Source organism: uncultured Dubosiella sp. (assembly GCF_964018005.1).
In the GTDB taxonomy this organism is placed as follows: Bacteria; Bacillota_I; Bacilli_A; order Erysipelotrichales; family Erysipelotrichaceae; genus Dubosiella; species Dubosiella muris.
Map to the genome: position 1 here is coordinate 24925 of NZ_CAXHOA010000019.1, position 19131 is coordinate 44055.

Sequence of the window (19131 nt, forward strand, 5' to 3'; positions counted from 1 at the left end):
AATTTTTAGTCATATGAGTATACAACATAAAAACTTTTTTTATAATAAACAGTGTAAGCGGTACCACTGAATAAATGAAGGAGGGAGATCAATCATGAAAGTACGAATGATCGGTCTTGGAAAAATGGGGCTGAATATCAGCCGGAACATGTTGGAACACGGCATCGACGTCGTCGGATTCGATATCGACGCCCATTCGCGCGACGAAGCGAAAAAAGACGGGATTGCCGTGGCGGAAAGTGTCGAGGCGCTGCTGGACGGCAGCGAAAGAAACATCGTCTGGTCCATGCTGCCAGCTGGTGAAATCACCGACGACATGATGCGCAAGCTAGCCGAACTTTTGAAGCCGGGCGATATCGTCATCGACGGTGGCAATTCCAACTACAAGGATTCGCTAAAACATTACGATTTGCTGAAGGAGCACGGCATCTATTTCCTGGACGCCGGGACTTCGGGCGGCATGAGCGGGGCGCGCTATGGCGCCAACTACATGATCGGCGGCGATCCGGAAGCGTTTGAAGTGGTGGAAGACGTTTTCCGAAAGACCGCGGCGCCCGATGGCTACTTGTACACGGGCAAGCCGGGCAGCGGACATTATTTGAAAATGGTACACAACGGCATCGAATACGGCATGATGCAAGCCATCGCGGAAGGCTTCGACGTGCTCGAGCACTCGCGATACGACTACGACAACGCTAAAGTGGCGAAGCTGTGGAACCACGGCTCAGTCATCCGAAGCTGGCTCGTCGAGCTCATGGAAGAAGCGTTCCAGGAAGATCCGAATCTGGAAAGCGTCAAAGGCGTCATGTTCTCCAGCGGCGAAGGTCAGTGGACGATCGAGGAGGCGCTGGATTTGAAAGTGCCGGTTCCTGTCATCGCGATGGCGCAAATGATGCGCAACCGCAGTTTGGAAGACGACACGTTCACCGGCAAAGTCGTCGCGTCCATGCGCAAAGGATTTGGCGGGCATTCCATCGTCAAAGAGGAAAAGTGACATGACGAAGCCTCATAAAATCGCGCTCGTCAACTCGAGCAGCTTTGGACGAATCTTTCCCGAACACGTGAAGCGGCTGGAAAAAATTGGCGAAGTCAAGCGGTTCACCGTCGATCAAAACATTCCCGGCGAAGAACTCGCGCGGCTGCTGGACGGATACGACTTGATCATTTCCAGCGTCACCCCGTTTTTCGACAAGACGTTTTTCGAAAACAAGGACAAGCTGCTGTTGATTTCCCGTCACGGCATTGGCTACAACAACATTGACTTGGAGGCGGCCAAAGCCCACGACACGCTCGTTTCGATCGTTTCTGCCTTGGTCGAGCGGGACGCGGTCGCGGAAAACAACGTCGCCAACTTGCTGGCGCTGATGCGCAAGACGTGGCAGTCCGCCACCGCCGCCCGAAACGACCGCTGGAAAGAGCGGGCCCAATACGTCGGCCACTCGCTGCTCCATAAAAAAGCCGGCCTGATCGGGATCGGCAACACCGGCAGTCTGGTGGCGCAAATCTTGCGCGGCGGATTTTTGTGCGAGGTGTGCGCGTACGATCCCAACGTGGATCAGCTGACGATGGACACTTACGGCGTGAAAAAAGTGGAACTGGATGAATTGCTTCGAACATGCGACGTCATTTGCCTGTGCGCCAGCTTGAACGAAGACAACTATCATATGCTTTCTTTTGAAGAAGTGGAAAAAATGAAAAACGGCGTGTACATCTCCAACAGTGCCAGGGGGGCGCTTGTGGATGAACAAGCCGTCGTAGAAGGGTTGGAATCAGGAAAGATCGCGGGATTCGCGACGGATGTCCTCGAAGTGGAACCGGGACATGCCGACCATCCGTATTTGCGTTTCGACAATGTGATCGTGACGCCCCACACGTCTGCCTATACGATGGAGTGTCTGGAAAACATGGGCCTGAAATGCGTGGATGACATCGAAAAAGCGGTAAGGGGCGAATGCCCGGACCGCGCGGTCCAGCCTGTAAGCTCTTCTGTACTCCCACTATAGCATATTCATCGAAGAAACCCATCATAAAGAACCAAAGAAGGAAAAAAATATGCTGAACAATATGAAAATCAAATGCGGCCCTGAATACTACATGTATTGCGACAAGGCGATCGAAAACGAAGTGCCAAGTCTGCTGAAAGAACATCAGGCCAAAAACGTGCTCATCGTGCACGGAACGCGCTCCTGGCAAGTCGCCAAGCCGTTTCTCACCTTTTTGAACGATCCAAATTATCGTTTCGTCTATCACACCTACAGCGGTGAATGCAGCTACCAGGAAGCGGGCGTCCTCGACCAAATCATCCAAGACAACAACATCGACTTCGTCATCGGAGTCGGGGGCGGCAAGCTGTGCGACCTCGTCGGCGTCACCGGCCATCTGTCCAACGTGACGTATGGTGTGATCCCGACGCTGGCCAGCAACTGCGCGCCATGGACGCCGTTGTCCGTCATGTACAAGGAAAACGGGGAAGCCGAAGGCAAATCCGAACACTACAAGCGCCAGGCGGCGTTCCTGATTACCGATCCGAATCTTGTCATCGACTCGCCGGTTGAATACTTTATCGCCGGTCTGGCGGACACGCTGGCGAAATGGTACGAGTCGGTCGCCATCCTCGAGCAGTCGTCGCTGGAAAACGAGCCGTTCCTGCAAATGGCCAAAGCCGCCACCGAAGTGTGCCGGCAAGCCATTTTGAACGATGGCTCTAAAGCGATCGAGGACATGAAACACAAAGTCGTTTCCGACGAATTCGTCCGGTTGTCGGAAATCATCATTGCGGTGGCCGGACTGGTTGGCGGTCTGGGCGACAAGTACGCGCGCAACGCCGCGGCCCACGCCTTGCATGATGGCATGGGAAAATACATCCCGGCCAGCCACGAGTACTTGCATGGAGAAAAAGTGGCGTACGGCATTTTGTACCAGCTCGCCCTGGAAGACAAATGGGACGAAATCGACGCGCTGATGCCGATGTACAAAGAGCTGAAGCTGCCGCTTTCGATGCATCAAATGAACTTGTATCCGCAAGATGAGCAAGTCGTCGACCAAATCGTCGCGTTCATGGATGGCAAGGAAAAAGTCCACCTGATTCCAATCGAAATCAATCCAGCCATTTTAAAAGACAAGCTGTTGCGGCTGGAAGACTACATGACGCGCTATCAATAAGAACAATAGAGAAAAAACAAAATCATAGGTAAACACATATGGAAACACTTAGTATCACTCAAAGCTTGATTATCGCCCTCTGGGTCGCGGCGGTCATGTCCCGATGGCTGCTTGGAGGCGCCACTCTTACCCTTCGTTTTAGTCCGTTGATGACCGGTCTGATTTGCGGCGTCGTCATGAATCAGGTCAAAGACGCTATGATCGTCACGGCCGCTTTGCAGCTCATTTACATGGGCGTGTTCTCGCCAGGCGGCTCGATGCCAAGCGAGCCTTGCGTCGCGGCGGCCATCGCGGTGCCTGTCGCGCTGTTAGGCGATTTGGATGCCACCGAAGCCGTGGCCATCGCCGTGCCGGTTGGACTGCTTGGCGGCTACTTGTACCAGTTCCGCTTCTTCCTGAACACGTTTGTCGGCCAGGCGACGGACCGGGCCGTGGAGAAGATGGACGAGAAAGCCATTTCCCGCTCGATTATCACGTATCCGACGATCGTGTCGTTCGTGCTGTACGTTCCGCTGATCTTTATCGCCTTGTATTTGGGCGTTCCGTTGATCGCCAACGCGATCGCGGCGCTGGAAGGCACGGCGTTCATCCACATTTTGCAGGTGGTAGGAAACGGATTGGCCGCGATTGGTATCGCGACGACGATTTACGTCATCGGCCGCAAGGACTTGATGGTGTTCTTCTTTCTCGCCTACTTTATGTCGGTTATTTTCGCCTCGCTCAAGATCACGATGGTAACCTACGCCGTTCTAGGTGTCATTATCGCGGTGATCTACTCGCAGCTGAAACGTCAGCCGGCCGCCAAAGCGGCTACGGAAACGGTAGTCGAAGGCGTGATCGAAGACGATGACGACGACTACGACGATGGTTTTTAAGGAGCAAACGTATGAACACAAACAATAATATAGATCAAAAACCTGAAACATTGACGAAAAAGGATATCACCCGCACGTACGTGCGCTGGCACTTTGCCAACGAGATCCCGCACTCGTTTGAAAAATACGTCGCGCCATCGCTGCTGTACGCGATGATGCCGATTTTGAAAAAGCTGTATAAAGATCCGGAAGAGCTGAAAAAGGCGTACAAGCGCCAGCTGCTGTTCTTCAACACCCAGCTGTCGTGGGGCGGCGGCGTCATCACCGGATTGATGGCCAGCATGGAGGCGCAGCGCGCCGCCGAGCAATACAACCACGAGGACATCCTCATGTCCGACGACTTGCTTTATAACACCAAGGCGGGCTTGATGGGCGCTTTGGCCGGCATTGGCGACGCCATCGACTCGGGTACTGTGCAGTACATCTTTATCGCGATGGCCATTCCGTGGGCGCAGCAAGGCAGCCCGATGGGCGCCATCTTCCCGTTCATCTGTTTCGCGACGTACCAGCTGGCGCTTGGCTTGTTTTTGGCGCACCAGTCGTTCAACATGGGACGCAACGCGACCGGTTTGCTTCAAAGCTCGGCGATTCAGTCGGCGATCGAAATGCTGTCCGTGCTCGGTATGTTCATGATGGGTATTTTGGCGGGCAACTACGTCAAAGTCACGTCGTCGCTGGCGTTCAACTTGTCCGGACGTGAATTCGTGCTCCAGGAGCTACTGGACTCCATCATCCCGGGCATCCTGCCGCTTGCCGTCGTCATGGGCGTCTACTTCTTCTATCAGAAGAAAGGCTTGAAAGTCACGCACGGCTTGCTGTGGCTGACATTGATCCTGATCGTTTTAGCCGCGATTGGTATTTTGTAAAGAAGAAAAAAAAATAATAAAGGAGTGTATCATGGGAGAAATCAATTTGGCTCGGGTGGACGAGCGTTTAATTCACGGACAGGTTATGACGACACTGTCGCAGAAAGCGGGTGTCAATTCCATCTTCGTGGTGGACGAAGTCGTGGCGAAAGACAAATTTATGCGCGGCTTGTACAAGAGCGCTGGCGGACGGACCGGACAAAAGACGATCGTCATCACACCGGACAAGGCGAAATACTACTGGGACGAGTTCAACTTTAAAGATTATAGCTGTATTTTGATCGCCAAGACGGTTGGCGTCATGTACGAGCTTGTCAAGCACGGCGTGCCAATGAAGGAGCTAAACATCGGCGGCATCGCGAAAAAGGATCCGGCTACCGATTTGCAGGTCACCAAGGCGGTGTATTTGAACAAGAACGACGCGCTGCTGCTGAAGGAAATGAACGAGAAATACGGGGTGGAGGACATTTACTTCCAAGCCACGCCGTCTCTTCCAAGAACGGAATTGAAGGAAATTTTGAAGAAGTTCGACTTGTAGAAAGGAGCGCGTATGGAAGCGGAAAAACGATCCGAACGCTGGAACGACTGGCTGTTTCACTACCAGTACTTGTTTCGGCAACGGTACACGAAACGTCAAAAACGAAAATTCGTCCGGGCGCTGGCGACCGATTTGCAGGTGCTCGACGCCGATGTGCGCGTCGAGAACACCGGCACGAAAAAAGAGCCGGCATACCGTGTCGTCGTGCATGATCCGGCAAAGGCGGACCAAATCATCGTGACGTACTTCGAAGGCGCAAGACCCGTGCTTGGCGATTTGGACTTGCTCGACGTACAGGACGTGAAACGAAAGACGATGCGCAAACTAGGACTTGATATCGCGTGCTGGCTTGTCGCGACGATCGCGCTTGCCGGGATGTTCTTCCGTATGAAAGTCCAAGGCGTTGGCGTCGTGGTTTTCGGACTCGGCTTTCTGCTTCTGTTTGGATGGGCGCGGATGATCCGCGACGGATCGTCCGTCTCGCCTTCGCTTGTGCGTAACACATCCTCGATTTTGGCGATGCTCAACATGGTGGAATGCGCGCCAAAATCGACAGCGTTCGTCTTTGTGGAGAGGGCGCACGGCTCGTTTAAAGAATTGAAAAAAAGCCTGAACGCGAAAAAAGGATGCCGGCTCGTTTTTCTGGATTGCGTAGGAGCCGACGCGCCGCTGCATCGAGTCAGTCAGGAGGGCGTGGAGCGCGTGTTTGCCGCCAGCAAGCAGGCAGACCGCTACGTGTTGAGCTCAAAACAGCTTCACGCTAAAACAATCAACCAAAACAATATCGAGCAAGTCACGCGGTGGCTGGCTTGAACAGGAAAGGAATCGTATGTTAGGAATCGTACTTGCCGCTCATGGAAACTTGAGCGAAGGATTTAAAAGCGCGGCCCAGGTCATTTTCGGGGTCACAGACAATATGGAATGCGTCAACCTGAATTTAGGGGACGACGTGGAGGCGCTGGGCGCCAAAATCAACACGGCGGTCGACAAAGTCGACCAGGGCGACGGCGTCATCGTCATGACGGATTTGCTGAACGCGAGCCCTTACAACCAGTCTCTGCTGATCACGAATCAAATGGAGGAGACGCGCAAAGACAACGTGTATGTGTTAAGCGGATTGAACATGCCGATGGTGCTGGAAACGATCAACCATCAAATCATCGGCACGCCGTTTCACGACATTCCCGACCTCGTTTCGTACCAGGGCAAGGAGGGCGTCAACGTCTGGCACCACTCCCCGATGGATCTGGCCGAGGAAGATATGGATTTTTAAGGAGAAAGACAATGGGTAAACTGGAAACGATACAAACGTTAAAAAAGGAAAAGCTTGTCGCGGTCATCCGCGGCGCCGGCTTTGAGGAAGTAAACAAGATGGTGGACGCCATTTACAAGGGCGGGATCCACCTGATGGAAATCACGTTCACGATCCCGCACGCCGAGCAGGTCATCGCCAAAATCAAGGAGGCCAACAAGGACAAGCCGGACATGGTCGTCGGCGCCGGCACGGTGCTGGACATCGTGAGCGCCCGGCTCGCCATTTTGGCCGGGGCCGACTTTGTGGTGTGCCCGCATTTTGACAAGGACATCATGAAGCTGTGCAACTTGTACCAAATACCGTGCTTCCCGGGCGCGGTGACGGTCAAGGAAATCGCGGACGCGCTCCAATACGGGGCCGACATCATCAAGCTGTTTCCAGGCGAGCTGTATGGCGCCAAGGCGATCAAGGCGTTCCACGGCCCGCTGCCGCAGGCGCAGTTCATGCCGACTGGAGGCGTGAGCGCCGACAACTTGAAGGACTGGCTCGACCAGGGCGCCGTGGCGGTTGGCCTTGGCGGATCGCTGACGAAGGGCGCGAAAACAGGCGATTTCGACGCGGTGACGAACGAGGCGAAAAAACTGGTGGAGATCATTGCGGGTTATCGTGCGTGACAAATGTGGTATCCTTCAGGCGGGGAGGTTTGCTTGATGGAAAAAAACTGGAGAGAGGACTACGACACGTTCATTTTCGACATGGACGGGTTGCTTGTCAATAGCGAGGATATTTACCGGATTGGCTGGAAAAAGGCGTTCGAGGCGTATGGTTTGCATGTGGACGACGCCATTATCGCTTCGTGGAACGGGAAAAGCGCGATGTCGTGCGAGCAGTTCATTGTCGACCAGTTCCACGATCCGACGCTGTATGGCAAATTGTTTCAAGTGCGGGAGGATTTTATTTACGAATCGCTGGACAAAGGCGACTTGCACTTGCTGCCGTACGTCAAGGAAGTGCTTGAACAGCTGAAAAAAGATGGAAAGAAAATCGCGCTGGCGTCCAGCTGCCGTAAAAAACGTGCCACCGATATTTTGAAAAAGACCGGGGTCTTTGACTTGTTCGATGTCATGGTCAACGCCGACGATGTCGAGCATGTCAAACCGGCGCCCGACATTTATGAAAAGGCGCTCGCGCTCACCGGCACCCCGAAGGACAAGGCGCTCGTGCTCGAGGACTCGTCCATTGGCGTACAGGCGGCAAGGAACGCGGGACTGGATGTCGTGCAAGTCATCGAGGATCGACGGGTCGATCCAAGAATTGGGGAAAAAATCGAGAAGGATATGTCGTTTTTGCTGAAAAACGAATAAAACGGGAGCCCGCGTTTGGCGGGCTTTTGTTGTGCTTTTTGTTGAAATATTTTATGATGGACGTGAAAACAATATTCATGGGCTTGCTGGACATGAAATTTCGATACGGAGGCGGCAATGGAAAAAACGATAATGGACACGATTTGTTCAAGCTATGATTCTTTTTTCGAATCGGAGAAGAAGATCGCGAAATATATGATCAACCACTATGATAAAGTGGTTGATATGACGGTGGGAGAGCTGGCGCAAGCGTCCGGATCGAGCGAGGCGTCGGTTTCCCGGTTTTGCAGGAAGATCGGCGCCAAGGGATTTCATCATTTGAAAATATCAATAGCGAAGGAAATGGTGGACGCCCATCTGACCGATACGAATTTGTCGAATCGCATTTCGGCGCGCGAGATGGAGCAGTCGCTGCAAAATATTTTGGCGAATAAAACGGAAGAGCTCAAACAAACCGTTTCGATGATGGACCCAGCCGTGCTGGATGCGGTTCTTACGCGCGTCAATCAAGCGCGAATTGTGCAGTTTGTCGCGGCCGGCAACACGATTCCGGTCGCACTCGACGGCGCGTTTAAGCTGAATCAAATCGGCATTCTGGCGGTCGCGCAGACAATTTGGGAAGCCCAGGTCGGCTTTACGTACAATTTAGGGAAAGAGGATGTGGTGATCGCCATTTCCAATTCGGGAGAATCGCGCGAAGTCGTCATGACGATTGAGGCGGCGAAAGAAAAGGGAGCGACGGTGGTCGCGATTACGAACAACGAACAGTCGTCGGTCGCGAAACGCTGCGATTTTCATATCACGACGGCGACGCGTGAAAAAGTCTTTCTTGACGGATACTGCTTTTCGCGGGTATCAGCGACTCTGGTGGTGGAAATTCTCTATCTTTTCCTCACTTCGATGCGGCCGGACGCGTACGCTTCGATTGCCAGACATGAAAACGCGATCGCGGGCGATAAAAACTAGTCGGATTTTCCGGCTTTTTTTTGCTTTGAAAAGAAAATTAATTTCATTTAAAGATAATTGACGAAAAATATATGTCATGATATATTGTGTATGGAAATAAATTTCATGAAAGGAGATATCGTGAAAATGATATACACAGTAACGATGAATCCGGCGTTGGATTACGTCGTCACCGTCGAATCCTTTGCGGCGGGCGAAGTCAATCGGGTGAAGACGGAACATGTATATTTTGGCGGCAAGGGAATCAACGTTTCGAAAATTTTGAAGGAGCTTGGACTGGAAAGTCAATGCTTCGGCTTCGTAGCCGGCTTTACCGGGAAAGAGCTGGCGCGCGGAGTCGAGGAGGAACTGGGGCTTTGTTCAAGGTTTATCGAAGTGGCGGACGGGATGACGCGGATCAACGTGAAAATGCGCGGCGATCAGGAAACGGAAATCAACGGCATGGGGCCTGTCGTCAGGGATGGAGATGTTGAAAAACTGCAGACTCAGCTTGAGGCGTTAAACGATGGCGATGTCCTGATTTTATCGGGCAGCGTTCCGCAAACAATGGATGCGAAGATTTATGCGGGCATCATGAAACCACTGCAATCGAAAGAAATCAAAGTTGTTGTGGATGCGACAGGAGAACTGCTGTTGAGGACATTGTCGTACAGACCGTTTTTGATCAAGCCAAACAAGGACGAACTGGCGGATCTGTTCGAGGTGGAAATCCACACAATCGAGGAAGTCGAGCGATATGCCAGAAAGCTGCAGGATATGGGTGCGCAAAACGTGTTGATCTCGATGGCGAAAGACGGCTCGCTGCTGATTGATGAAGATGGCCAGTCGAATCGCATCGGTGTATGTCAGGGCGAGGTCGTCAACTCGGTTGGCGCGGGCGATTACATGGTCGCGGGTTTTGTGGCCGGGTGTTTATCCGGCAAATCTTACGCGGATACGTTGAAGCTGGCGACCGCGTGTGGCGGGGCGACCGCGTTTAGCCGGGATTTGGCCAAACGGGAAAAGATCGAAGAAATGGTAAAGCAATGGGCTTAGAAAGACAAAGGAAATTGAAAAATAGGTGCGCGAAAGAAGCGCTGGGCTTGATCGAGGACGGAATGATCGTTGGTCTTGGCGGCGGAGGCACCGTGCAGTGCCTGGTGGAGTTGATCGGGGAAAAGGGACTGGACATTCAAGTGGTGTCGCCTTCCTTTCAAACGGCAAGCCATTGTGTCGCGCGTGGCTTGACTGTGGTTCCGACCTGGTCGGTGGAAAATGTGGATATCGCCTTTGACGGGTGCGACGAGGTGGACATGCATTTGAACGCGCTTAAGTCGGGTGGCGCGATCCATACGAAGGAAAAAATCATCGCGTCCATGGCGAAGCGTTACGTGCTGCTGGTGGATGAGTCCAAGGTGTTCGAGCGGTTACCGTTTGCGCACAGCGTCACGATCGAAATCGTTCCGGAAAGTCTTGGTTACGTAAGGAAAGAGCTGGCAAAGCTTGGGGCCGACGTTTCCATGCGGACGAGCGCCGCCAAGGACGGGTATACGATGAGCGATCATGGCAATATGATCATGGAAGCGAAATTTGACGGAGTGGAAGATCCAAAGCGGCTAAATCGTCAACTTTGCGGGATAACGGGAATCGTGGACACTTCGCTGTTTGTCGGCAAAGTGGATCTGGTTTTGTGTGTGGATGAAAATGGAACGAGATGGATTCAAGAGGAGGTAAAATGAAAAAGCTAAACTGGGGAATTATCGGTACGGGATGGATCGCCACGGAGATGGCGGAAGCGTTGAACCGGGTCAACGGGGAAATTTTCGCGGTGTGCAGCGGGCGCGTGAAGTCCGCGCAGGCATACGCGAAACGGTACGGCGTGCAAAACGTATATGAAACCGCGGAGCAAATGCTGGCGGATGATCGTGTGGATATCGTGTATATCGCCACCCCGCACAATTTACATTACCGGTATTTGATCCAGGCGCTGAAGGCGGGAAAGCACGTGTTTTGCGAAAAGGCGATCACCGTCAACGAGGCGCAGCTGGAAGAGGCGGTTGCGATCGCCAAAGCGAAAAATCTTGTGATCATGGATGGAACGACTTTGTTCCATATGCCTTTATTTAAAAAGCTGAAACAAATCGTGGACGATGGAATCATCGGGGACGTGAAGATGGTGCAGGTCAACTTTGGCAGCTGCAAGGAGTACGACGTGACGAATCGCTTTTTTTCGAAGGAGCTGGCGGGAGGCGCGCTGCTCGATATTGGCGTGTACGCGACAAGCTTTGCCCGATACTTCATGTCGGGCAAGCCGAATCTCGTGTTGACGACGGCGAATTATTTTGAAACGGGCGTCGACGAAACCTCGGGAATCATTTTGCGCAATCCGGAAGGCCAGATGGCGGTGATGGCGCTGACGATGCGCGCCAAGCAGCCCAAACGCGGCGTGATCGCGGGCGAGCTTGGCTATATCGAGGTGAGCAACTACCCGCGAGGCGACAAGGCTACGATCACGTATACCGCCGATGGACATGTGGAAACGATCGAGCTTGGAGAAAGCGCGTACGCGCTCGACTACGAAGTGCGGGACATGCAGGAATACGTTCGCAATCGCGGGGGAGAGGAAAACCTGCGGTATATCCGGGACGTGATGGCGACGTTGACGGAAATTCGAAAACAATGGGGAATGATCTACCCGTTTGAATGATGATCCCCGGACGGAGCGTGAATGGATTGGATTCACGCTCCGTCTTTTCGATTCAAACGATTCACAAGGTCGCGCGTTTGGGCTTCGTAGTCGTCCCGGATCACATGCACCGTTTCGCCGGCTTCTTGAAATCGTTGGATGAATGCGGCGTTTTCGCGCATCAACGCGGTTTTTGTCAGGCCGGAATCGTCCAGGCGCGTCTCGATGTCGTTGGCGTGGCGGACGATGGCGTCAAAATGCATGTCGATGTACGCCGGATCGAGGGCGATGGCGAGCATGCGGATCGTTTTTTGCTCGTCGGGCGTGAAGTCGTTTCTCCATGTACACGGGAAGTAACACCCTTCGATGATAAGATCCTGGTCGTTTTCCAGGGCGGTTTTGGCGATTTCGCGCACGATCGGCCACAGGCATGCGGTGAGATTCTCGTCGTCCTCGACAGAAAACGGAATCGTCCGGGTGCGGATGAGGCCCATTTTGAGATGGTCGATGGACAAATACGGAATATGCAGGCGTTCCAGGAGCTTCTGGGCGAGTTTCGTTTTTCCGGTATGCGTCGGTCCGGTGATGAAAATGATCATACAGTCTCCTTTTTCTTTCCTATAAAGGTATCAAAAAAACTAGGTGAATGCTATAATCAAATGAAAAGGAGAGAAAGAAAATGAAAGATCTTGAAATGTTTTCAATCATTGAAAAAGAAGCGGGAAGACAAACGAAAAATGTCGAGCTGATCGCGTCGGAAAACTTCGTGTCGCACGAAGTGCGCGAGGCGCAAGGATCGGTTTTAACAAATAAATACGCGGAAGGCTATCCGGGCAAACGCTACTATGGCGGCTGCGTGTACGTCGACGAGGCGGAAACGCTGACGATCGAGCGGGCGAAAAAGCTGTTCGGCGCCGAATACGTCAACGTCCAGCCGCATTCGGGATCACAGGCGAATATGGCGGTATACAATACGATTTTGGAACCGGGTGACAAGGTGCTGGGCATGGATCTGGCGGCCGGCGGCCACTTGACGCACGGGCATCCGCTCAACTTCTCGGGCCGGACGTACGAGTTTATTCCGTATGGCGTCGACCGAGAAACGGAAACGATCGACTACGACGAGATCGAGCGGCTCGCGCTCGAGCATCATCCAAAGCTCATCGTGGCGGGCGCCAGCGCGTATCCGCGCGTCATCGACTTCGCACGGTTGCGCGAGATCGCCGACAAAGCGGGCTGTTATTTGATGGTCGACATGGCGCACATCGCCGGTCTTGTGGCGACTGGGCTGCATCCGTCGCCGATTCCCTACGCGGATTTCGTGACGACGACGACCCACAAGACGCTACGCGGTCCACGCGGGGGCATGGTGTTCTGCAAGGCGGAATTTGGCAAGAAGCTCGATTCCCGCGTGTTCCCGGGTATGCAGGGCGGTCCGCTCGAGCACGTCATCGCCGCCAAGGGCGTTTGCTTGTGGGAGGCGAGCCAGCCGGAATTTAAAACGTACATGGAGCAGGTGCTCAAAAACGTGCAGGTTCTTGTGAAAAAATTCAAGGACGCCGGATGGCGCGTGGTGTCGGATGGCAGTGACAACCATTTGATCTTGCTCGACACGATGTCGTCGCTTGGCATGACGGGAAAGGACGCCGAGAAGCTGCTGGACGAGGCGGGTATCACGTGCAACAAAAACACGATTCCGTTTGAAACGCAAAAACCGTTCGTGACTAGCGGCATCCGTCTGGGAACGGCGGCCATGACATCGCGCGGATTCAAGGAAGCCGAGTTCGAGCAGGTGGGCGACTGGATCGTCGACGTGCTGACCAACGGAACGGCTGAACATGCGCAGGCGGTTCGCAACGATGTGCAGGCGCTAACGGCCCGGTTCCCGGTGGAGGCGCAAATTTGAAGCTGATCGCCATCGGGCGCAACAAGGACAAAGCGCTACTGGCGCTCGAAAAGGAATACGTCAAGCGTCTGGGCGCGTTTACGAAAATGGAAGTCATCGAGGTGAAGGATGAAGCCAACGACCACATCGAGCGCGAAGCGGAAATGACGATCATCAAAGACAAAGAAGGAAAGCGGGTGCTGGAAAAGATCCGCGACCAGGATTTTGTGATTCTTCTGGATTTGCATGGCGCGATGGAGTCGAGCGAGAGCTTTGCCGCCAAGCTCGAACAGTGGCAGACGCGCTCAGGAAATTTAGTGTTCGTGATCGCGGGCAGCCTGGGACCTTCCAAAGCGCTTCTTTCCCGCGCCAACGCGCGCTGGAAGCTGTCGGATTTGACGTTTACGCATTTAATGACCCGTGTGCTTGTGCTCGAGCAGGTGTATCGGGCGTTCATGATCAACAACCACCGAAACTATCATAAATGAACCGCTTTTTCGCGGTTCTTTTTCGAAAGCGGAACAAGTGGTTGAAAATCCAGACCAAGTGGACAGGGAAACGTCTTATTTTTATTATCATGAAATGATATAATTTCTTTACTATAACAAAAGAGAATTGGGAGGAGATTATGATTCGCATTAGCAAAAACGACGTGTATATCGACCGGCCGAAGCGCAAAGTCGACTTACGCGATATTGAAAAAATCGAAGTGGTTGTTCCAGTGATCCGAAAAGGCGGCTCCAAAGTCACGGTGGACGCCATCACCCACATGCTTTCGTCCAGCGTGGCCCACGGCAACGAGATCGTCAATGTGCTTTTGAAGCTGACGATGCGATCGGGCGAAACGATTGAGGCGAAGGTGAACGACCGCATCCTGACGAAAAACTCGCTCGAGTACCACGCGTGCGTCAAGCGGGCGCGCGAACTGGAAAACGAGCTGCTCAAGGCGAAGCAGCGTTAGGGGAAAAGGGATGACGAAGAAAAAACAGAAAGTCAAATTCGGCTGCCTGCTGCTGGCTGTGCTGGCGGCGACGGGATGCTCGAAAACGGAGGTGGCCGAAAAGGAACCGCAGCCGCCAGTCGTGGAGGAAAAAAAGAAGATCGACCTCAACGACCCGGTCAACCGGAACGTGGATTTCGAGACGCTCAACGCCGCCAACGAGGACGTGTACGCCTGGATCTCGGTACCGGACACGAATGTGGACTATCCGATTTACCAAAGCAAGCCGGACATGGAGGAGGACTACTACTTGCTCCACAAGCCGGATGGCACGTATGACGAGGCGGGCTCGCTGTACACGCAAAAGGAAAACACGCGCGATTTCAGCGATCCGGTCACGGTCGTTTACGGCCATACCGCGTTCGCGCCAGGCTACGAGCCGATGTTCTCCGAGCTGCACAAGCTGGAGGATCTCGATTTTTTTCAAGCGCATCCAAACTTTTACGTGTACACCGAGGCGGGTAAAGGGCTTCGCTACGAGGTGTTCGCGGTGACCGAGTTTGACGACCGGCTCATTTTGGGCAGCGAGGATTTTAGCGATCCGGCCAAGTTGAAGGATTTGATTGCCGAGATGCAACAGTCGGCCGGCGAGCGGGTCCGCCCGGTGGAAGAAGACGATCCCGATGTGCTGATTTTGTCGACGTGCGTAGGCGTGGGTAGCAGCCGGCGCTTTCTTGTGGGCGCCCGGCTCGTGGAGCAAACGGACACCCCGTCCGAAATGTAAACGACGCGTATCCGCCTGAAAGGGCGGATCTTTTTGTTTTGGGGAAAAAGAAAGCTGTTCCATTGTGTGAAAAAATGCACAAATAAGGTAGTCACGATTTTTCGCAAGTGGTATAATATAGCCGATTGAAATTCATAGGAGGAATTGTTAATGGCTAAAAAGACTGTCAAAGACCTTGACGTTGCTGGAAAAAAGGTCATCGTTCGTTGTGATTTTAACGTGCCTCGCAAAGACGGCGTGATCACAAACGACAATCGAATCATTCAGGCGCTGCCAACAATCAAATACTTGTTGGAGAACAACGCGAAAGTAATTTTGATGTCGCACCTGGGCAAGGTGAAAACGGAAGAGGACAAGGCGAAAAACAACCTGGAGTGCGTTGCGGTTCGTCTGGCCGAGCTTCTGCCTGGAACAAAAGTGACATTCTGCCCGGTTACGCGCGGCGAAGAGCTTGAAAAAGACGTGGCGGACTTGAAAGATGGGGAAATCCTGCTCGTGCAAAACACGCGTTACGAAAAAGGCGAAAGCAAAAACGATCCGGAACTTGGAAAATACTGGGCGAGCCTGGGCGACGTGTTCGTGGAAGACGCGTTCGGTTCGGTTCACCGCGCCCACGCTTCAACGGTAGGCATCCCTTCGAACATCGCGGAAAACGCGCTTGGATTCCTGGTTGAAAAAGAAGTCGACATGCTTGGCAAAGCGGTTGACGAGCCGGCGCATCCGTTCGTGGCGATCATTGGCGGCGCGAAAGTATCCGACAAGATCGGCGTGATCGAAAACATGCTGGAAAAAGCCGACAAGGTCATCGTTGGCGGTGGTATGGCGTACACGTTTGAAAAAGCGCTTGGACACAAGATCGGAAACTCGCTGTGCGAGGACGACAAAGTGGAACTTGCCAAAGCGACGCTGGAAAAAGGCAAAGGCAAAATCGTTCTGCCAGTCGACACGGTGATCGCGGACAGCTTCTCGAACGACGCGAACACGGAAATCGTGGAAGGCGACATCCCGGATGGATGGATGGGTCTTGACATTGGACCAAAATCAATCGAATTGTTCAAGGAAACGCTCGACGGCGCGAAGACGGTCGTATGGAACGGCCCGATGGGCGTATTCGAAATGCCAAACTTCGCCAAAGGAACGCTTGCGGTATGCGAAGCGATCGCTGAACTTCCGGATGCCATCACGGTGATCGGCGGCGGCGACTCGGCAGCGGCAGCGATCCAGCTTGGATTCAAAGACAAGTTCTCCCACATCTCGACAGGTGGCGGTGCGTCGCTGGAATACATGGAAGGAAAAACCCTGCCAGGTATCGCGATCATTTCGGAAAAGTAGAAAGAGGAACAGAGCATGAGAGATATCATTATCGTTGGAAACTGGAAAATGAACAAAAACAACGCGGAGACGAAAGCGTTCTTTGAAGAAGTCGACGGCGTTGCGAAAACGGATAAAGGCTTGTATGGTGTCGGCGTTCCTTTTACGGATCTTCGCACGGCGCTTGACAACGCGGAAAACTTGATCGTTGCGGCGGAAAACTGCCACTTCGAAGATTCCGGCGCGTTCACAGGTGAAGTATCGGTTCCAATGCTCGAGGAGCTCGGTGTGAAATACTGCATCATCGGTCACTCGGAACGCCGCCAGATGTTTGGCGACACGGACGAAACCGTGAATAAAAAAGCGAAGAAGCTGCTCGACGCGGGCATCACGCCTATTCTTTGCATCGGCGAGACCGAAGCGGAATACGATGCCGGCAAGACAAAAGACGTCATCACGGCGCAGCTGAACGGCTCGCTCAAAGACATTCCGGCGGAAGCGTACGAAAACATCGTGATCGCCTACGAGCCAATCTGGGCGATCGGTACCGGCAAATCGGCTTCGGTTGAAATCGCGGAAGACTGCTGCAAGCTCGTTCGCGACGTTGTGCGCGACATGGTTGGCGACGAAGCGGCAGACAAGGTTCGCATCCAGTACGGCGGAAGCGTAAAACCTGGCAACATCGTCGAATACATGGCTCAGGAAGACATCGACGGCGCTTTGATTGGCGGGGCAAGCTTGAAGCCGGACAGCTTTATCGAAATCATCGAAAAAACAAAATAATTCCATTTATTTTTAAGAAGAAGCGACGGCTTCTTCTTTTTTTGTCGAAATCGTGTTATTTTTTGATTGGAAAATGCAAGAAAAAAAAGAGAAAGTTCGTTAAGATGGAGGAAAGAGTATGAAAATGCTGGCAAGCGACTACGATGGCACATTGCACTTTAAAGACGGCTACCATGCCGAAGATCTGGAAGCGATCCGCCGGTTTCAGGCGGCGGGAAACAAGTTCGGGTTGTGCTCGGGACGTCCGATGAAAAACCTGCTGGAACTGGAAACAAAAGACATCCGGTTCGATTTTGTGATTGGGGCCTCCGGCGCGGCCTTCGCCGACAAGGGGAAGATCGTGTACGAGAAAACCATTCCCTACCCGACATTTGAAAAGATCTATTCGTTGATGGACGGACACAACTTGTTTGTTTCGACAAAGACGGGCATGTACGGTTCGCTGGCGGACATCGGGTTTTTGACGGGCTGGTGCGAACTGGCAGACGATTTGGCTTCGCCCGACTTGGTGCAAGACCAGGACATCGTCCACGTGTCCATCGAGTACGAAACGCTGGAAGAAATCGAGGCGGTCCTGCCGCGGCTAGAGGCGTTGAGAAACGAAGTGGCGTTTTATCAAAACGGTCCATCGGTTGATTTTGTTCCGAAAGGATATTCGAAGAAGCGAGGAATCGACTTCGCGGCCTCGTTTTACGGGCTGGAAGCCGGGCAGGTCGCCTGCATTGGCGACAACTACAACGACTTGCCGATGATCGAAGGCGTGCCGGACAGCTACACGTTTGATTTCGCGCCGGCCGGGATCCAAAAAAAGGCGAAACATGTCGTTTCATCGCTGGCGCAATGCATTGCATACTTGATGGAGGAAGACAATGAAAATACTGGCGAGTGATTTTGATGGAACGTTTTATGTGGATTCCGCGTTTGATCCGGCGGATTTGGAGGCGGTCAAAGCCTTTCAAAAGGCGGGAAACTTATTTGGCTTTTGTACGGGTCGTCCGCTTAACGGCATCACGCCGTTTTTTGACCAGTGGGACTTCCGACCCGATTTTTACATTGTCAACACGGGATCGGTCGTTTTGGACAAAGAAATGCATTACTTGCTCCAAAACCGAATCGACACCGGTCTTGTCAAAGACCTTGTCCGGGAATACAAAGACGAGCATTTCTTCATCCACTCCAAAGACAACTACTTCACGACGCTGCCAAAGCGGCCCGGGGACAAGGATTCGATGATTACCCATATCGAGGACGTCCGCGCGCTGGACGGGGAGTGGATCAACAGCTTTTCGTTTTTTTTCGACACCGAGCAAAGCGCGCGGGCCCACAAACAAGAGGTGGAAGAAAAGACAGGGCTTTCGGTTTATATCAACAACACGATTTTGGACTGCATTCCGAAAGGCTGTTCCAAGGCGACCGGTCTGGATGTGCTTGTCCGCCATTTGGGCGTGTCTGCTGCCGATGTGTACACGATTGGCGACTCGTTTAACGACTTGCCTATGATCGTCTACAACGAAAACGGGGCGACGTTTCATCGTTCGCCGCAAGAAGTCCAGGCGCAAGCCGGCGCGGTGGTGGGTAGCGTGGCCGAGTGGATCCACCGGATTTTGGAAGCGGATTCATAGAGCGTATCGGTTTACTATCGTGACTGAAATGTGTATAATAGGCACCATGGAGTTTTGCGAATCGGGGACGGCGTCGTCCGAAAAAAATTTGATTCTACCTATCAAACGTGGTATT

23 protein-coding genes are annotated in these 19131 nt (G+C 53.0%); 22 read left to right on the forward strand and 1 reads right to left on the reverse strand.

Annotation, left to right across the window (positions count from 1 at the left end):
* Nucleotides 1–94: 94 nt before the first annotated feature.
* The 14 genes from gnd to ABNS49_RS11620 all read left to right on the forward strand — a co-directional run bounded on the left by gnd (nucleotide 95) and on the right by ABNS49_RS11620 (nucleotide 11712).
* Nucleotides 95–994, forward strand: coding sequence for a phosphogluconate dehydrogenase (NAD(+)-dependent, decarboxylating) (gnd, locus tag ABNS49_RS11555; RefSeq protein ID WP_135980951.1), 900 nt, complete (start codon nucleotides 95–97; stop codon nucleotides 992–994).
* A gap of 1 nt (nucleotide 995) precedes the next feature.
* On the forward strand, nucleotides 996–2003 hold the full coding sequence (locus ABNS49_RS11560; protein WP_289183347.1) for a D-isomer specific 2-hydroxyacid dehydrogenase family protein: 1008 nt from the start codon (nucleotides 996–998) through the stop codon (nucleotides 2001–2003).
* A gap of 49 nt (nucleotides 2004–2052) precedes the next feature.
* On the forward strand, nucleotides 2053–3162 hold the full coding sequence (locus tag ABNS49_RS11565) for an iron-containing alcohol dehydrogenase family protein (RefSeq protein WP_135980949.1): 1110 nt from the start codon (nucleotides 2053–2055) through the stop codon (nucleotides 3160–3162).
* 38 nt (nucleotides 3163–3200) lie between these two features.
* Nucleotides 3201–4037, forward strand: coding sequence for a PTS sugar transporter subunit IIC (locus ABNS49_RS11570; protein WP_288342179.1), 837 nt, complete (start codon nucleotides 3201–3203; stop codon nucleotides 4035–4037).
* An 11-nt stretch (nucleotides 4038–4048) separates the two neighbouring features.
* Complete coding sequence (locus tag ABNS49_RS11575) at nucleotides 4049–4903, forward strand: PTS system mannose/fructose/sorbose family transporter subunit IID (RefSeq protein WP_135980947.1); 855 nt, start codon at nucleotides 4049–4051, stop codon at nucleotides 4901–4903.
* Between the two features lie 31 nt (nucleotides 4904–4934).
* On the forward strand, nucleotides 4935–5441 hold the full coding sequence (locus tag ABNS49_RS11580) for a PTS sugar transporter subunit IIB (protein WP_288342181.1): 507 nt from the start codon (nucleotides 4935–4937) through the stop codon (nucleotides 5439–5441).
* Nucleotides 5442–5453: 12 nt separating this feature from the next.
* Complete coding sequence (locus ABNS49_RS11585) at nucleotides 5454–6254, forward strand: hypothetical protein (protein WP_288342183.1); 801 nt, start codon at nucleotides 5454–5456, stop codon at nucleotides 6252–6254.
* A gap of 16 nt (nucleotides 6255–6270) precedes the next feature.
* Entirely contained in the window at nucleotides 6271–6714 is a 444-nt protein-coding gene (locus tag ABNS49_RS11590) for a PTS sugar transporter subunit IIA (RefSeq protein ID WP_135980944.1), read from the forward strand.
* 11 nt (nucleotides 6715–6725) lie between these two features.
* Nucleotides 6726–7370, forward strand: a complete 645-nt coding sequence (locus tag ABNS49_RS11595) for a bifunctional 2-keto-4-hydroxyglutarate aldolase/2-keto-3-deoxy-6-phosphogluconate aldolase (RefSeq protein WP_135980943.1) — start codon at nucleotides 6726–6728, stop codon at nucleotides 7368–7370.
* A gap of 36 nt (nucleotides 7371–7406) precedes the next feature.
* Nucleotides 7407–8060 carry an HAD family phosphatase gene (locus ABNS49_RS11600; protein WP_168353634.1) on the forward strand — a complete coding sequence of 218 codons (654 nt, stop codon included), beginning with the start codon at nucleotides 7407–7409 and terminating at the stop codon, nucleotides 8058–8060.
* A 117-nt stretch (nucleotides 8061–8177) separates the two neighbouring features.
* Nucleotides 8178–9026 (forward strand): MurR/RpiR family transcriptional regulator, encoded by an 849-nt coding sequence (locus ABNS49_RS11605; RefSeq protein ID WP_135980941.1) that lies wholly within the window; start codon nucleotides 8178–8180, stop codon nucleotides 9024–9026.
* Nucleotides 9027–9152: 126 nt separating this feature from the next.
* The gene (pfkB, locus tag ABNS49_RS11610; RefSeq protein WP_135980940.1) at nucleotides 9153–10061 is read left to right on the forward strand and encodes a 1-phosphofructokinase; all 909 of its coding nucleotides are present in this window, start codon (nucleotides 9153–9155) and stop codon (nucleotides 10059–10061) included.
* A 14-nt stretch (nucleotides 10062–10075) separates the two neighbouring features.
* Nucleotides 10076–10744, forward strand: coding sequence for a ribose 5-phosphate isomerase A (rpiA, locus tag ABNS49_RS11615; RefSeq protein ID WP_277820848.1), 669 nt, complete (start codon nucleotides 10076–10078; stop codon nucleotides 10742–10744).
* Nucleotides 10741–11712 carry a Gfo/Idh/MocA family oxidoreductase gene (locus ABNS49_RS11620; protein ID WP_135980938.1) on the forward strand — a complete coding sequence of 324 codons (972 nt, stop codon included), beginning with the start codon at nucleotides 10741–10743 and terminating at the stop codon, nucleotides 11710–11712. The genes rpiA and ABNS49_RS11620 overlap by 4 nt, the downstream gene beginning before the upstream one ends.
* Before the next feature lie 32 nt (nucleotides 11713–11744).
* On the opposite strand, the gene ABNS49_RS11625 is transcribed toward ABNS49_RS11620, so the two are convergent.
* Nucleotides 11745–12290, reverse strand: coding sequence for an adenylate kinase (locus tag ABNS49_RS11625; RefSeq protein ID WP_135980937.1), 546 nt, complete (start codon nucleotides 12288–12290; stop codon nucleotides 11745–11747).
* Between the two features lie 80 nt (nucleotides 12291–12370).
* Here ABNS49_RS11625 and glyA point away from each other — a divergent pair, with 80 nt between their 5' ends.
* The 8 genes from glyA (at nucleotide 12371) to ABNS49_RS11665 (ending at nucleotide 19016) form a co-directional block, all read left to right on the forward strand.
* On the forward strand, nucleotides 12371–13597 hold the full coding sequence (gene glyA, locus ABNS49_RS11630) for a serine hydroxymethyltransferase (protein WP_135980936.1): 1227 nt from the start codon (nucleotides 12371–12373) through the stop codon (nucleotides 13595–13597).
* Nucleotides 13594–14064 carry a 23S rRNA (pseudouridine(1915)-N(3))-methyltransferase RlmH gene (locus ABNS49_RS11635; protein ID WP_288342188.1) on the forward strand — a complete coding sequence of 157 codons (471 nt, stop codon included), beginning with the start codon at nucleotides 13594–13596 and terminating at the stop codon, nucleotides 14062–14064. The genes glyA and ABNS49_RS11635 overlap by 4 nt, the downstream gene beginning before the upstream one ends.
* A 140-nt stretch (nucleotides 14065–14204) precedes the next feature.
* On the forward strand, nucleotides 14205–14537 hold the full coding sequence (locus ABNS49_RS11640) for a hypothetical protein (RefSeq protein WP_135980934.1): 333 nt from the start codon (nucleotides 14205–14207) through the stop codon (nucleotides 14535–14537).
* Nucleotides 14538–14547: 10 nt separating this feature from the next.
* Complete coding sequence (locus ABNS49_RS11645; RefSeq protein WP_288342190.1) at nucleotides 14548–15300, forward strand: class B sortase; 753 nt, start codon at nucleotides 14548–14550, stop codon at nucleotides 15298–15300.
* 150 nt (nucleotides 15301–15450) lie between these two features.
* Entirely contained in the window at nucleotides 15451–16632 is a 1182-nt protein-coding gene (locus tag ABNS49_RS11650; RefSeq protein WP_135980932.1) for a phosphoglycerate kinase, read from the forward strand.
* A gap of 15 nt (nucleotides 16633–16647) precedes the next feature.
* Nucleotides 16648–17394 (forward strand): triose-phosphate isomerase, encoded by a 747-nt coding sequence (gene tpiA / locus ABNS49_RS11655; RefSeq protein ID WP_135980931.1) that lies wholly within the window; start codon nucleotides 16648–16650, stop codon nucleotides 17392–17394.
* Between the two features lie 118 nt (nucleotides 17395–17512).
* Nucleotides 17513–18283, forward strand: coding sequence for an HAD-IIB family hydrolase (locus tag ABNS49_RS11660; protein WP_135980930.1), 771 nt, complete (start codon nucleotides 17513–17515; stop codon nucleotides 18281–18283).
* Nucleotides 18264–19016, forward strand: coding sequence for an HAD family hydrolase (locus ABNS49_RS11665; protein ID WP_135980929.1), 753 nt, complete (start codon nucleotides 18264–18266; stop codon nucleotides 19014–19016). The genes ABNS49_RS11660 and ABNS49_RS11665 overlap by 20 nt, the downstream gene beginning before the upstream one ends.
* Nucleotides 19017–19131 lie beyond the last annotated feature (115 nt).